The 14342-nt window shown below is 69.3% G+C and carries 12 protein-coding genes; 2 read left to right on the top strand and 10 right to left on the bottom strand.

Features of this window, described 5'->3' with window-relative positions; all coding sequences use genetic code 11:
• Positions 1–128 precede the first annotated feature (128 nt).
• Entirely contained in the window at positions 129–1517 is a 1389-nt protein-coding gene (locus tag ACFQ91_RS04245) for a cytosine permease (protein ID WP_332839520.1), read from the bottom strand.
• A complete protein-coding gene (locus tag ACFQ91_RS04240) occupies positions 1514–1996 on the bottom strand; it encodes a nuclear transport factor 2 family protein (RefSeq protein WP_232623543.1) in 483 nt (160 codons plus the stop codon). The genes ACFQ91_RS04245 and ACFQ91_RS04240 overlap by 4 nt, the downstream gene beginning before the upstream one ends.
• A 323-nt stretch (positions 1997–2319) precedes the next feature.
• Here ACFQ91_RS04240 and ACFQ91_RS04235 point away from each other — a divergent pair, with 323 nt between their 5' ends.
• Positions 2320–3627, top strand: a complete 1308-nt coding sequence (locus tag ACFQ91_RS04235; RefSeq protein ID WP_198498349.1) for an ArgE/DapE family deacylase — start codon at positions 2320–2322, stop codon at positions 3625–3627.
• On the opposite strand, the gene ACFQ91_RS04230 is transcribed toward ACFQ91_RS04235, so the two are convergent.
• From ACFQ91_RS04230 to ACFQ91_RS04205, 6 genes are all read right to left on the bottom strand, one after another.
• Positions 3624–4559, bottom strand: a complete 936-nt coding sequence (locus tag ACFQ91_RS04230; RefSeq protein ID WP_198498348.1) for an SDR family oxidoreductase — start codon at positions 4557–4559, stop codon at positions 3624–3626. The genes ACFQ91_RS04235 and ACFQ91_RS04230 overlap by 4 nt on opposite strands.
• A 145-nt stretch (positions 4560–4704) precedes the next feature.
• Positions 4705–5697, bottom strand: a complete 993-nt coding sequence (locus ACFQ91_RS04225) for a hypothetical protein (RefSeq protein ID WP_198498347.1) — start codon at positions 5695–5697, stop codon at positions 4705–4707.
• A gap of 51 nt (positions 5698–5748) precedes the next feature.
• Positions 5749–6723, bottom strand: coding sequence for an alpha/beta hydrolase (locus ACFQ91_RS04220; protein WP_198498346.1), 975 nt, complete (start codon positions 6721–6723; stop codon positions 5749–5751).
• A 175-nt stretch (positions 6724–6898) separates the two neighbouring features.
• A complete protein-coding gene (locus tag ACFQ91_RS04215; protein WP_198498345.1) occupies positions 6899–8404 on the bottom strand; it encodes a succinate CoA transferase in 1506 nt (501 codons plus the stop codon).
• A gap of 55 nt (positions 8405–8459) precedes the next feature.
• Positions 8460–9779, bottom strand: coding sequence for an amidohydrolase (locus ACFQ91_RS04210; RefSeq protein WP_198498344.1), 1320 nt, complete (start codon positions 9777–9779; stop codon positions 8460–8462).
• A gap of 69 nt (positions 9780–9848) precedes the next feature.
• Positions 9849–10535 (bottom strand): FadR/GntR family transcriptional regulator, encoded by a 687-nt coding sequence (locus ACFQ91_RS04205; RefSeq protein ID WP_198498343.1) that lies wholly within the window; start codon positions 10533–10535, stop codon positions 9849–9851.
• A gap of 196 nt (positions 10536–10731) precedes the next feature.
• Between ACFQ91_RS04205 and ACFQ91_RS04200 the strand changes: the two genes are divergently transcribed.
• Complete coding sequence (locus ACFQ91_RS04200) at positions 10732–12558, top strand: FAD-dependent monooxygenase (protein WP_198498342.1); 1827 nt, start codon at positions 10732–10734, stop codon at positions 12556–12558.
• 131 nt (positions 12559–12689) lie between these two features.
• Here the strand turns inward: ACFQ91_RS04200 and ACFQ91_RS04195 are convergent, their stop codons facing one another.
• Both ACFQ91_RS04195 and ACFQ91_RS04190 read right to left on the bottom strand, forming a co-directional pair.
• Complete coding sequence (locus tag ACFQ91_RS04195) at positions 12690–12836, bottom strand: GPGG-motif small membrane protein (protein WP_009374756.1); 147 nt, start codon at positions 12834–12836, stop codon at positions 12690–12692.
• A gap of 66 nt (positions 12837–12902) precedes the next feature.
• Positions 12903–14180, bottom strand: a complete 1278-nt coding sequence (locus ACFQ91_RS04190; RefSeq protein WP_198498341.1) for a hypothetical protein — start codon at positions 14178–14180, stop codon at positions 12903–12905.
• Positions 14181–14342 lie beyond the last annotated feature (162 nt).

Genomic DNA, 14342 nt, shown 5'->3' with positions numbered 1-14342 from the left:
GATCTCTTTCCCGCTGATATTTCCTTGTGCGATCCATTGTTGCACTCGGCACTGACACGACCTCGGACGTCACTGATGACCTGCGATGATTCCCGTTTCACCACATCTGCCCGTTCGACTGTCCCTTCTCAGCCGCTCAGACCACCCACGGAACCGCGGGAAGGTGCGTCACGCAGCGCCGCCTCGGCGAAGCGGTGCCGCGTCGACCACGACAGGGCCAGGTAGAGGAGGAACGAGATGACGAACGACGGAATCGTCGCGCCCACGGGGCTCGCCCACACATAGGTGAGCAGGTAGGAGGCGAACGCCCCGACGATCCACACGATGACCGCCGCCCAGTTCACCCCGCGGACGTACGCGTACATGCCGCCCTCGTCACGGAGGATGTCCTTCGAGTAGAACCCCCGTTTGACGATGTAGTAGTCGGCGATGACGATCGCGAAGACGGGCACGAAGAACGCCCCGATGACGGTGAGGAACGCGGTGTACTGGTCGAGCAGCGCAAGCCACGTCGACCCGATGATCGAGATCGCCCCGAGGACGAGCGCCACCGGCAGGAAGCGGAGCCGGGACTGCTTCCTGGCGCCGATGACGGAGTTGACCATGCCGTAGACGACCATCGTGTTCGTCGCCATGACGGAGAGGAAGATGACGATCGCGAGGGGCCAGCCGAAGCGGTCGGCGAGCGCGGTGGGGTCGAAGGGCTCGGCCGCTCCCCCGTCGAGGAGGATGAAGCTGAAGGCGGTGAGCCCGAGCAGCATCGCCAGCACCGTCGAGGTGATGTATCCCAGCCCCGAACCGACGATGCCGGCGCGCTGGCTTCCGGCGAGCCGATTGAGGTCGGCGGAGAGCACGGTCCACGAGATCGCCGTCGCGATGACGATGTCGAGCGCGAGGACCGGGGTGAAGCCGAGGCTCTCATCGGCGGGAATGGTGAGGTATTCGCTCGGTGCGTGGCCGATGAACGCGGTGACGAAGATGTAGGCCATGACGACGAGGATGAGGAGTGCGAACCACGGCTCGGCCTTCTCGATGCCCTCATGGCCGAGGATCGCGAGACCGACGACGAGCGCCTGGCAGAGGACGGAGAAGAGGACCGGGTTGGAGAAGCCCGTGGTCTGCTCGACGACGTAGTTGACGCTGATGCCGGCGAGCATCGCCTGCACCCAGCTCCAGCCCATGAGGATGATGACGTTGGCCGCGACCGGCAGGAAGCTGCCCTTCGCCCCGAACGCTCCGCGTGTCACGGCCATCGTCGCGAGCCCCGTCCGGGTGCCGATGTTGCCGATGAGCACGAGGACGATCGTGCCGATCACCGTGCCCGCCGCGATCATCAGCGCCGCCGTGCCGTAGTCGATGCCCGGCACGAAGAGGGTTCCCGTGAGCATCGTCGTCACGACGAGGTTGGCCGCGAGCCAGATCATGAACATCCGTCCGGTGCCGAGCCTGCCCTGCACGACTCCCGAATCGTCCGAATCCGCAGCCAACCGGGCGTCGAGTCGGCGATACCAGTTCACGGTGCGACCTCCTCGGCGGTGGTGGTGTCCGTTTCGGCGGCGACTCCGGCCCCCTCCGGAGGGATATCGGCGGTGTCCGGGACCGGGGACAGATGTTCGTGGATTGCGATGAGGTCACCATCGCCGAGGTGGCGGAACACTATGCTCTCGCGTTCCCGATACGATTCCCGGCCTTCCCCGGTCTCGACGGTCGTGTCGACCGTGTGCGAGAAGACGGCGCCGCCCGGGAACGTCTGGATGAGCGGATCGCTGGAGACGCAGTCGATGACGGACCAGCCGTCGGCGAGCCAGCCGTTCCATATCTCCTCGTACTCGGCGCGCGAGTTCAGCCGGTGGTTCTCCGGGTGGAAGACGAACGAGGCGTCCGCGGCGAATCCGGCGAAGTACGCGGCGGTGTCGGTGGCGGCGAAGGCGCGCACGATGGCTGCGGCGGCGCGTTCGACGGCCTCGGCGCTGGGCGCGGAGGGGTCTGAGGGCACAGGGATCGACTTCTCTGTCATGATGCTCGGCAACTCTCTGTTGATGGTTGTTGAGCAACTCTAATGACGGAGATTCAGGACGCACTATCCGCCCTGGACAAGTTTTCCTGGTCACGCGCCAGCGTGGATACGTGCGGGGTCATCGGGGTCGGGCCGGGGGCAGCGGTGCGGGGTCGGCAGGCGACCGTGGGTCCGGGCGGCGCCGGTGCCGCCGGCTTCCTCGCCTCCCCACAGTCTCGACAGGTGGTTCGGCCCTCGACGCCGAGGCGCTTCCGGGCCCACCCTGGAAAGGGACACCCATCACGACTCACCGCGGAGGAGACATGGGCACAGACGACGCGACGGACCGGATCAGAGCGGCCGTCGACGCCAACTTCGCCGAACAGCTGGCGGTGACGGCCGAACTCGTCGGGCTCCCGACCACTCGCGGTGACGAGGAACCCGGGCAGGATCTCATCGAACGCGCCCTGCGCGGCCTCCGCCTCGACGTCGACCGCTGGACGATCGACTCGGCCGAGCTGCGCGACCATCCCGGATTCGGTCCGACCACGGTCGACTACGCGCGGATGACGAATGTCGTCGGAACCTATCGCCCCGAACGCGACCGGGGCCGCTCCCTTATCCTCAACGGTCATATCGACGTCGTCCCCGCAGGACCGACCGGCCGTTGGTCGCGGTCACCGTGGGACGCCGAGGTCCGCGACGGGTGGATGTACGGGCGCGGAGCAGGCGACATGAAGGCCGGGCTCATGGCGAATCTCTTCGCGTTCACCGCCGTCCGAGATGCGGGGCTCGACCTCACCGGACGGGTGCACATCGAGTCCGTCGTCGAGGAGGAGTGCACCGGCAACGGCTCGCTGGCGGCCCTGCTGCGCGGATACACCGCCGATGCCGTCATCATTCCCGAACCGGAGGAGGATGCACTCGTCCGGGCGAATGTCGGCGTCATCTGGTTCACGGTCCTCGTCAGCGGAGAACCCACTCACCCGCGGGAGATGGCCAGCGGCTTCAACGCCATCGACGCCGCCTACCACGTGATCGGCGCGCTGCGCGGGCTCGAGGAGAGGTGGAACGAGCGGAAGGCCGACCACCCGCACTTCGCCGACCTCGACCATCCCATCAACGTCAACTTCGGCGGCATCCGCGGCGGCGACTGGCCCTCAAGCGTCCCGGCCTGGTGCGAACTCCAGGTCCGCGTCGCCATCTACCCCGGCACTGATCCCGACGACGCATGGGCGGAGATCGTCGACTGTGTCACCGAGGCGGCCCGCGGCACCGACCGACCGCTGAGCGGCCCGCCGGTGCCCGCGTTCACCGCGGAGCTCACGCCGAACGGGTTCTATGCGCGGGGGTACGTGCTCGAGCCCGGAAGCGATGCGGAGGCTGTGCTCGCCTCAGCGCACGCCTCGGTCGCCGGCGAGGAGCTGACCGCGTTCACCACCCCCGGTTACCTCGACGCCCAGGTGTTCGCGAACTTCGCGAACATGCCGGCGCTCGTCTACGGACCGGTGACGGAGGACATCCACGGCTTCGACGAACGGGTGAGCGTGGAGTCGATCCGCCGCTGCACGACGACGATCGCCCTGTTCCTCGCACAGTGGTGCGGAATCGACGAGCGTCGACAGGCCTAGGAGCTGACCGGGTTCACGCCCTGGACCAGGAGCGCGGCGGCCGGATCGCTGCCGTGGCGCCCGTCGAACTCCGCGAACGCGGTTTCCACTTCGGCATGGACAGCGCGCACGAGCGGCAGCCATTCCCCGTGGGTGACGATGAGGAACTGGCCGGCCCTCATCGCCTCAACGACCTGTTGCCCGACAGCGTCGGGGTCGGCACCCTCAGCGAGCATCGCCGAATTCGCCGCGACCGCCTCGGCGTTCGCCTCCTCCCCGAGCAGCTCCGCCTGCCCCGCTGCCGCGGTCTCGGCGATCCGGGTCGACACGCTTCCCGGTGCGAGCACGGAGACTCCGATGCCGCTGCCGGCGAGTTCGCTGCGCAGCACCATCGAGAAGCCGACGCTCGCGAACTTCGAGGAGGCGTAGGCGGCGACGTCGGCCATCGGGATGATGCCCGCGAGCGACGCGGTGTTGAGGATGTGCGCGGGCCTGCCCAGGCGGCGGAACCGCGGCAGGAACGTCGAGGCGCCGAGGTACTGTGCGTCGATGTTGATCGTGTGCACCCGGCGCCACACCTCCCACGGGGTGGCCTCCGCCGAGCTGCCGCCGTTGACACCGGCGTTGCTGCAGAGGATCGTCACCGGACCGAGCTCGGCCTCGACGGCATCTGCGGCGGCCTCCCAGGCATCCGGGTCGCCGACGTCGAAGCGCACCGTGGTCACGGTGCCTCCGGCCGCCCGCAGCTCCTCCGCCACCTGGGCGAGGCGGGCGTCGTCGATGTCGACGAGTCCAACCCGGGCCCCGGCCGCGACGAAGGCGCGGGAGAGTCCGAGGCCGATGCCGGAGGCCGCGCCGGTGACGAAGGCGACCTCCCCGCGCGGCCATTCCTCGGTGTGGGCGGTCGCGCTCGCGGTGCCGGGGGTCGCTGTGCTGCTCGTGTTTTCGGGCATGATTCTTACCGCTTTCTCTCGGTGATCTCTCTTCGTGACGGCCGCAGGTTGTTCGGCCGCCGGTGCGGGCACCGCTGGGTCAGCGCGTGCCTTCCGGTGCGGGCACCGCCGGGTCAGCCGGTGCCTGCCGGTGGGGCGGGGCCGGCTACCCGCCGAGGCGGCGCAGGAACTCCGCGCTCATGTAGCGCAGTCGACCGACGGTCGTGCGCGGGTCGTAGCCGAGCCGTGTCGTGATCGACTCGTGCCGGGCCTGCAGGGTCGAATGGTGCATCGCCAGCCTCCCCGCAGCCGCGCGCAGACTGTCGGCGTCGACGAGTTCGCGCAGGATCTCCGTGGTCACCGCGTCGAGGGATTCCAGGGCTGTGACGTCCGGGTGAGGGGTGGTGGGATCATAGGCGCGGGCGAGGATGAGCATCGACCCCAGATCTACTGCGTCGAGCACGGTTCCCGGTCCCTCGCCGAGGAGGCGGTGGGCGATGAGCGCAGCCTCCCACGAGTCCGGGGCCGAGTCCGCTCGGGTCCACGTGCCGATGCCGACGCGGGAGTGACCGTCCCAGGCATGGTCAGCGGGTGCGACTCCGCCGGGGCGCACCTCGAGGGTCGCATGGAGAACGCCGAGCGGAGTCGGGACCGGGGCGGTCTTCGTCCAGCGCGGTCCCGGGTCGTCATCGCTGAGGATGACCCTCACAGAGGCGCCGGGATCGATCCCGAGCCGCACGAGCGCCGTCCTCCTCTCGGCCACCGCCCGTTCGGCATCGACAACCACTTCGATCTCCCGCGTCGGTGAGTGCTGGGACGTCAGTCCCTCGACGGCGACGCCGAGACGATCGGTGATCATCGCATCGTTGGCGTGCGGGGTGCCCTCGCGGACCAGCCACACCGCACCCGACCGGAAGGCGACTGCGGATCCGCGGGGACGGTCGGCCGCCTCGGCGAGGCGCCTGCCAGAGGGATCGTACGCGGTCACCCTGCCGTCCACCTCGGCGACGGCCGGACAGCCGGCGAGCGCCGCAGCGGCACGCAGCAGACTCCCGAGCCCCGCCCCACGGGAGGTCAGGGCGTCGAAGTACCCGACGACCTTGAGCGTTTCGCTCGCCTCCGGGTCGAGGGCGGTGAGTTTTCCGAGGAGATCGCGCATATCAACTCCGCTGTCCGATGACCCCATGGTAGGGCGCGAATCGCTGGGACCTCAACGGTCGCCGATCGTCCTCGCCACCCAGGAATCCCGCGCGGCAAGCGACGCCTGGCTCACCGCAGCGTGCGGGGCGAGCATCTCGAAACCGTGGAACCCACCCGCCCACACGTGGAGTTCGGCATCGACGCCCGCCTCCCACAGCCGCAGCGCATAGGCGACGTCCTCATCGCGGAAGACCTCCGCGCTGCCGCAGTCGATGTACGTCGGCGGCAGGCCGGACAGGTCCGTCGCCCGCGCGGGTGCGGCATAGATCGAGACGTCCTCGGTGCCGACCCGATCGCCGAGGAGGCTCGACCAGCCGTAGCGGTTGCTCTCCCGCGTCCACGTCGTCCGCTCCGTGATCTGCGCTGCCGACGCTGTGGCGTCACGGTCGTCGATCATCGGGCAGATGAGCACCTGCCCGGCCAGCCGCGGTCCCGACCGATCGCGTGCCAGCAGCGCAGTGCCCGCGGCGATGCCACCACCGGCGCTCGCACCGACGATGATCATGCGATCGGGATCGACGCCGAGGTCAGCGGCGTGCTCGGCCATCCACACGAGACCCGCATACGAGTCCTCGACCGGGTAGGGGTCGGGATGCTCGGGAGCGAGCCGGTAGTCGACGGTGAGGACGACGGCATCGTGGTCGACGATCCACGGCAGAGTCTGCTGCACGCCGAGGAGGCGGTGGCCGGTGACCATCCCGCCGCCGTGGACGTGGTAGATCCCCGGGCCGGTTCCGGTGTGATCGGCACGGGAGAAGATCGTCCCGGCGAGCTCGGCGCCGTCGGAGACGGGGATGACGACGTCTCGACTGATGACTCCGAGGGCCGCGAGGTCATCGGGGTCGAGACCGGGCAGCTGCGCCCCGTCAGCATCGCGCATCGCGGCGGCGGTCTCGGCATTCATCGTCCCTGCGGGCAGGGACTCGAGCATCACCTCGAGCGCCGCATCGAGCTCGGGGTCGTGAGGTGGTCGGGTCACGGTCATGGTTCCTCCTCGGTGAGTGAGTGGTCTCATCCATCCTCACCGCGGAAGGGAGCGGGCCGGAACCGCCGGATGCGGCAGATCCGACCGACCCTCCCCGCCGATCGCGCGGTCCCCGCCCTGGACGCGCGGCTCCCCCGCCGCTTGCGCAACCACTTTCACCCCCGACGGCAGAGCCTCACATCTGCCCGGTCGCATGGAACCTCTCGTGCCAGGACAGCGCCTCGGCGAGGAGGTGCGGGGTGTGCCGACCGTGCGGGTTCGCAGCGATCGCCCGGTCGAGGTAGTCGGTGAGCCGGTCGCGGAAGTCCGGGTGGGCGCAGCTGGCGATGATCCGGCGGGCCCTGGCCACCGGTGAGAGTCCGCGCAGGTCCGCCAGTCCCTGTTCGGTGACGAGGACCTGCGTGTCGTGCTCGGTGTGGTCGATGTGGCTGGCGAAGGGCACGATCGAGGAGATCGCCCCGCCCTTGGCCCGCGAGTTCGAGACGAAGAAGTTGAGGTAGGCGTTGCGGGCGAAGTCCCCGGAGCCGCCGATGCCGTTGATGATCGAGGACCCCATGACGTGGGTCGAGTTGACGTTGCCGTAGATGTCGGCCTCAACCATCCCGTTGATCGCGACGACGCCGAGGCGGCGGACGGCTTCGGGATGGTTCGACATCTCCTGGGTCCGCAGGAGGATCCGCCCCTTGTACGACTCGATGTTCGCGTTGAACGCCTCGGCCCGCTCGGCCGAGAGCGAGAACGCCGTCGCCGACACCGAGGTGAGCTTGCCCGAGTCGATGAGGTCGAGCATGCCGTCCTGGATCACCTCGGTGTAGGCGCGCAGGCCCTCGAACTCGCTGTCGGCGAGGTTGGCCATGACCGCGTTGGCGACGTTGCCGACGCCCGACTGCAGCGGCAGCAGGGACGGCGGGAGGCGATCGACGCGGATCTCGTGGCGGAGGAAGTCGACGAGGTGGGCGGCGATCGCCTGCGAATCCGCATCGGCCGGTTTGAACGGCAGGTTCCGGTCCGGGTGGTTCGTCTCGACGATCGCGACGACCTTCTCCGGGTCGACCCGCAGGTAGGGATCGCCGATGCGCTGCATCGACTCGAGGAGCTGGATCGGGAGCCGCTCGGGCGGCCGCCTGGTCCCGTAGTAGACGTCGTGGAAGCCCTCGTACGCCCGCGGATGCCATTCATTGACCTCGAGGATGACTCTGTCGGCGAGGTCGAGCCACGTCTTCGAGTTCCCCACCGAGCTGCCGGGCACGAGCAGCCCGTTGGGCAGGATCGCCGCGACCTCGACGACCGCGACGTCGAGGTTCCCGTAGAAGCCGAACCACGCCTGCTGCGCCGAGTGGCTCAGGTGCGTGTCGATGTACTCCGTCTGCCCGTCGTTGATCGCCTGCCGCATGCGCGGATCGGACTGGAACGGCAGACGCCTGCTCACCGCCCCCGCCTCGGCGAGGATCCCGTCGAGCTCCGGAGCCGTCGAGGCACCCGTCCACAGTTCGACGGCGAAATCCCGGCCTGCGGCATGCTCGGCCTTCGCGTGCGCCGCGAGCGCCGGCGGCACGAGCTTCGGGTATCCGGACCCGGTGAAGCCGCTCGTGGCGACCCGGTCGCCGTTCCTGATGTGCGCGGCCGCCTCAGCGGCGGTGACGACGCGGGGACGCAGGGTGGGGCAGGTGATCCTCGACATGTCCGGCAGTCTATCGAGGCCCCCGGCGTCCGAGATGAGCGGGTGGACCGCCGGCTCAGGCCCGCCCGAGGCCGGCGAGGAACTCCGGGGCGTCGAGGGCGATCCGCGCCTCGGCCGCGACACCGACGGCGAGCATGTCCTCATCGACGTCGAAGCGCTCCGTGTGATGGCCCCACGAGGTCTCCATACCGATCTGGACGTACGTGGCCAGTCCCCCGCGCTCCGTGACCCGCTTCATCATCGCCGTCGCGTCCTCGGATCCGCCCAAACCGCCGGTGTCCCGGATCTCGGCGACCCCGGGCACCCCGGTGAAGGAGGCGCGGATGAATGGCAGCAGCTCCGGACTCGGGGACGCCGTGTCGGCACGTCCGACGACGGTGACCTTGTGGTCGACGCCGTGCATGAGGGCGGCACCGGCGACGACGTCGGCGGCGCGGGCGACCATGAAGTCGTTGATCTCGCTCGTCTCCCCGCGGGTCTCGACGGCGATGCGGGCGGTGCGCGGCACGACGTTGCGGCCCTCCCCGGCGGTGAACGTGCCGACGTTGATCCGGCTCGCACCCGCCGAATGGCGCGGGATCGCGTGGAGCCCTAAGGTCGCCGAGGCGGCCGCCAGCAGCGCGTTGCGTCCCTTCTCCGGGTCGCCTCCGGCGTGGGCGCCGACCCCGGAGAACTCCACGTCGAACTTCGTCGAGGCGAGGTACCCGTCGACGCCGGTGAGGACGCCGCCCTTGGCGTCGTCGGACTTCAGGTGAGTGGCGACGAAGAGGTCGACATCGTCGAACCACCCGGCCGCGACGATCGAATGCGCGCCCCTCACCCCCTCCTCGGCGGGTTGGAAGATGATCTTCACGGTGCCCGTCAGGTCTGCGACCATGCCGGTGAGCACGCTCGCCAGCCCCAGCCCCATCGCCGCATGCCCGTCGTGCCCGCAGCCGTGCATCGCGCCGTCGTTGACCGAGGCGAACCCCTCGGCGAACGGCCGGTGGCTGTCGTCGGCGAGCTCATTGAGGTCATTGGCGTCGATGTCGAAGCGGAAGCACACGACCGGGCCGGGTCGTCCCGTCTCGAGGACGCCGAGGACCCCGGTGAAGCCCTCCCCCATCGCCTCGACGAGCTCCGCATCCGCTCCCTGGTCGACGGCCCGTGCGCGGGCCCCGGCGAGGACGTCGGTCGTCGGCACCCCGAGGCGGGCCGAGGCCTCGTGGAGGTCGGGTCCGAAGATCGTCGCCCAGCCGAGGTCCCGGAGTGCTCCGATGATCGCCGAGGTGGTCCGAAACTCCGTCCACGCCGTCTCCGCATGCCGGTGGAAGTCCCGGCGCCAGCGGGTGAGATTCGTCCGCAGCTCCGCGGAGAGCGTCGGGGCAGGTGTCATCAGGAGGTCTCCTTCGCATCGGGGCGGGCGGTCAGCGGTGGACGCTGTGGTCTGGGCCGTCAGCAGGGTTCAGTGGACGTTGTGGGCGCGCATGAGCTCGGCTGTTCGGGCGTGGTCGCGGGCTTCGATGGCCGCGACGATGTCGATGTGGAGCTGGAGGCGCTCGTCGATGTAGTCATCCAGCGGCACCTCGGGGCCGGGCAGCACATCGACGGTGTGGTCGTCCATGATCGCCATGATGTTGAGGTAGACCTGGCGCAGCAGCTGGTTCGGGGTGATCTCGGCGATGCGCCGGTGCAGGCACCAGTTGGCCGCGAGGAACTCCTGGGGGTCGCCGGCGGCGACGGCGGCGCGCATGTCGTCGATGAGGAGCCAGAGCTCGCGGATGTCGGTGAGCGAGCCGTGGTCGACCGCCTCGGCGGCGATGAGGGGCTCAAGCGAGTCGCGCACCTGCATGGCATCGGCGACCGTCGACGAGTCCGCGTCGAGGGCGAGGAGCGAGCTGCCGAGCTTCGCCATCGGAGTCGGCGCGGCCGCGAAGAGTCCGCCGCCGGGTCCCGGTCGCAGGGTGATGATCCCGCGCAGCTGCAGCAGGCGCAGGGCCTCGTTGAAGGTGCCCTTCGAGACACCGCATTCGGCCTGGATCGCTCCCTTCGTCCCCAGCCGCTGACCGGGTTCGAGACCCTCGGCGAGGGCGGCGACGATGTCGACGGCGCGATCGACCGACGAGGATGATCCCCGCGATGTCGTGACCATGCCATCCTCCCCTCACCGGTGTGCTCCGCCAGTCCCGAGGGTACCCGACCGCCATGCTTGACAGCATGACGATCCGCGCGGCATCCTGGTTCCCAACAATTAATCATGATTAATTATGCTGAATTGCGAGACGTGCTTTCGCACCTCGGCGCTGAGACGGTCATGATCGGCATTCTCGTCCGAAGGAGAACGACGAATGAGCACTCGTACCACGCCTCCCGTCCGCACCGATGTCCTCGTCGTCGGGGCCGGCCCGACCGGGCTGACGCTCGCGGCGATCCTCGCCCGTGACGGCGTCGACGCGCTGACGATCACCCGGTACCCGACGACAGCGCACTCGCCGCGGGCCCACATCACGAATCAGCGCACGATGGAGGTCTTCCGCGACCTCGGCTGCGAGGACGCCGTCATCGCCGCGGCCACCCCGAACCCGTACATGCGCAACAACGTGTGGGCGACGAGCTTCGCCGGTCAGGAGATCGCACGGCTCGAGACGTGGGGCACCGGCAGCGCGCGCTCCGGCGACTACGAGGTCGCGAGCCCCAGCGCGATGTGCAACATCCCCCAGCACATCCTCGAACCCGTCATCGCCGAGGCGGCCCGCGACTTCGGCGCCGACATCCGCTTCTCCACCGAACTCGTCTCCGCCGTCGAGACCGCCGACGGCGTCGAGGCGACGGTGCGGAACCGGGACACCGGGGAGGAGTCGACGATCCTGGCAACGTACATCGTCGGCGCCGACGGCGGCCGGTCGACCGTCGCCGAGGAGTTCGGCTTCACCTTCACCGGCGAGTCCAACCTCGGCGCCGCGCTCAACGTCTGGCTCGAGGCCGATCTCACGAAGTACTGCGACTACCGTCCCGGCACGCTCTACTGGATGGCGCAGCCGGGCAACGACTACTGGGTGGGGTCGGGCACGTGGATCTGCGTGAAGCCGTTCACCGAATGGGTGCTGCTGGCGATGTACGACCCGGCCGAGGGCGAACCGGACACCGACACGGAGGCCCTCATCGCCCGGGCGCACGCGACGATCGGGGATCCCGACGTCGAGGTGACGATCAAGCAGGTCTCGAAGTGGCAGATCAACCACGTCGTCGCCGACGCCTACCGGCGGGGCCGGGCGTTCCTCGCCGGTGACGCCGCGCATCGGCACCCGCCGGCCAACGGCTTGGGCACGAACACGTCGATCCAGGACGCCTTCAACCTCGGGTGGAAGCTCAGCGCCGTCCTCAGGGGTGAGGCCGACGAGGCTCTGCTCGACACGTACGACCAGGAGCGGCAGCCGGTGGGCAGGCGCGTCGTCGACCGGGCGATGAAGAGCGTCGTCGACATGGGTCCGATCTCGAAGGCGCTCGGCTTCGCCCCCGGGCAGTCGGCCGAGGACGGGTGGGCGAGCCTCGAGTCCCTCTTCGACGACCCGGTCCGCCGGCAGGAGCTCACCGAGGCGATCGAGCTGCAGAACTACCAGTTCAACGCCCACGGCATCGAGCTCGGTCAGCTCTACGAGTCCGACGCCATCGTCCCGGCGGCGGGAGCGGGGGCAGAACCGGCGGCGGGCCCTGACGTCGACGTCGATCTCGACCATGTGCCGTCGACGCGACCGGGCGCGCCGCTCCCCCACGCCTGGGTCGACCATGACCGTCAGCGGCTGTCCACCCTCGATCTCGTCGGGCGCAGCGGATGGACGCTCATCACCGGCCAGGCCGATGATGGCTGGGCCGAGGCCGCGGCGGCGGTCTCCGCCGACCTCGGCGTCGAGGTGAGGACGGCACAGGTGAGCATGGGCGGGGACTACAACGACGTCCTGCGCCGGTGGGCGGCGGTCAGCGATGTCGACGATTCGGGAGCGCTGCTCGTCCGGCCCGACCGGATCATCGCCTGGAACAGTCGTACCCGACCGGCCGACCCGGAAGCCGCGCTGCGGGAGGCGCTGACGACGGCGCTCGGTCGGGGGTCGTCGGAGTTGACGTCGGAGGCGAACCGCGCTGCCGGAGAGGATTCCGTCGCCGAGGCGCGACTCTGACCCGCGCCGACTGCGGAGGGACTCGGGCTCGGGTCGGTCCACCTCCACGGTGTGGCAGCGGCGATCGCCGTCACGCGACGGCGCCCCGATCCGGGTGCGGATCGGGGCGCCGTGCTGCGGAGATCGGTGCGCTAGGCGAAGATGCTCACGCCTCCGGGACCGACGAGGAGGCCGACGACGATGAGGATGACTCCCCAGAGGATCTGCTTCCGGAAGATGGCGAAGATGCCGGAGATGACGAGGATCGCGGCGATGATCCAGAGGATGGTGGCGAGCATGATGTGTCCTTTCCTAGGGGTGGAGCATGGGGTTGGGGTTTGCTGTGGTCTCAGTGACTCGGTGACTCAGTGCCTCGGTGCGCCGTTGCCGGAACCCGAGTCGTCGGTGAAGTCGGTACGGGGGTCGACGCGGTTGCCGTCGCCGCTTCCGCGGCTGCGGGAGAGACGGTACTGGTCGGGGTCGACTCCGTTCGGGTCTCCGCGACGCTGGTCTGCCCCGTTCACTCCCCTGCCGTCAGCGGTGTCGGAGCCCGAACCGTCGGCGGGGTCGAACGTCCGCTGTTCGGTGACCTCGTATTCGACCCCGTCGGCGCTGTCGTAGGCGCGGGTGTCGGATTCGGCGTAGCCGCGGCCATCGGCGTCGTCGAAGGTGCGGCGTTGCGTGGTCTCGTAGCCGACCCCGTCAGCACCCTCGTAGGCACGAGTGTCGGATTCGGCATAGCCGCGGCCGTCAGCGTCATCGAAGGTGCGGCGCTCCGTGGTCTCGTAGCCGACCCCGTCGGCACCGTCGTAGGCGCGGGTGTCGGATTCGGCATAGCCGCGGCCATCGGCGTCATCGAAGGTGCGGCGCTCCGTGGTCTCGTAGCCGACCCCGTCGGCACCGTCGTAGGCGCGGGTGTCGGATTCGGCATAGCCGCGGCCGTCGGTCGTCTCGAACGTCCGCTGCTCGGTGCCGGTGTAGCCGCGTCCGTCGGCGGTCTCGAACCCACGGGCGTCTGCCGATTCCGAGGCGACGCCATCAGCGGTGTCATAGGTGCGGCTCTCGGACGCCGCATAGCCGGTTCCCGCTGCCGCAGCATAGCCGCTGTCACGATCGCGGCCGTCACGATCGCGGCCATCGCGATCACGATCGGTGTTGTCCCAGTCCCCATCGCGGCGACCATCGACATCCCCATCACGGCGGCGATCGGCGTCGCCATCGTCACGGCGGTCAGCGTCGGTGTTCGTGTCCGGATCGAGCTCATCGGCGCGCTGCAGGAAGCGCTCCTGCTCGAGCCGGGACTTCTCCGCGGAATCCTCGAGCTGGTTGGCCGCGGTCTCGTACTCGTCGGCACGGGCTGCGGCCTTGAGGGATTCGACCTCGGCCTGGCGGGCCGCCTCGGCCTTCGCGTCGGCTTCGGCCTGGGCATCGAGGGCGCGGGACCGAGCGGCCTCTGCCTCCGATTCGTAGGCCGCCGTCGTCGGAGCGGCTGCGGCGACCTCCTCGCGGATCTGCGCGGCCTGCTGGCGGCGCTCCTCCATCTTCTTGGCGCGAGCCCGCCGAGCCAGCGCGACGATGACGATGATGGCGATGATGACGACGACGGCTGCGACGACGATCCAGATGATGGTGGTGCCGTTCATGTCTCTTCCCTTTCAGCCCGCTCGATCGACATCGATCGAGGTGAGGTAAACACCAGCGTCGTCTCATCGTGGCACGGATGCAGTTTTCCAGCAAGCATTATTGCGCATATGTCTTGCCGAATGACACAAGTTCGTCACAAGCTGGACGACTGGCCCGAGTCG

Source organism: Brevibacterium sp. NPDC056726 (assembly GCF_042790515.1).
Taxonomy (GTDB): domain Bacteria; phylum Actinomycetota; class Actinomycetes; order Actinomycetales; family Brevibacteriaceae; genus Brevibacterium; species Brevibacterium sanguinis.
This window is presented reverse-complemented; position numbering and strand designations above follow the sequence as displayed.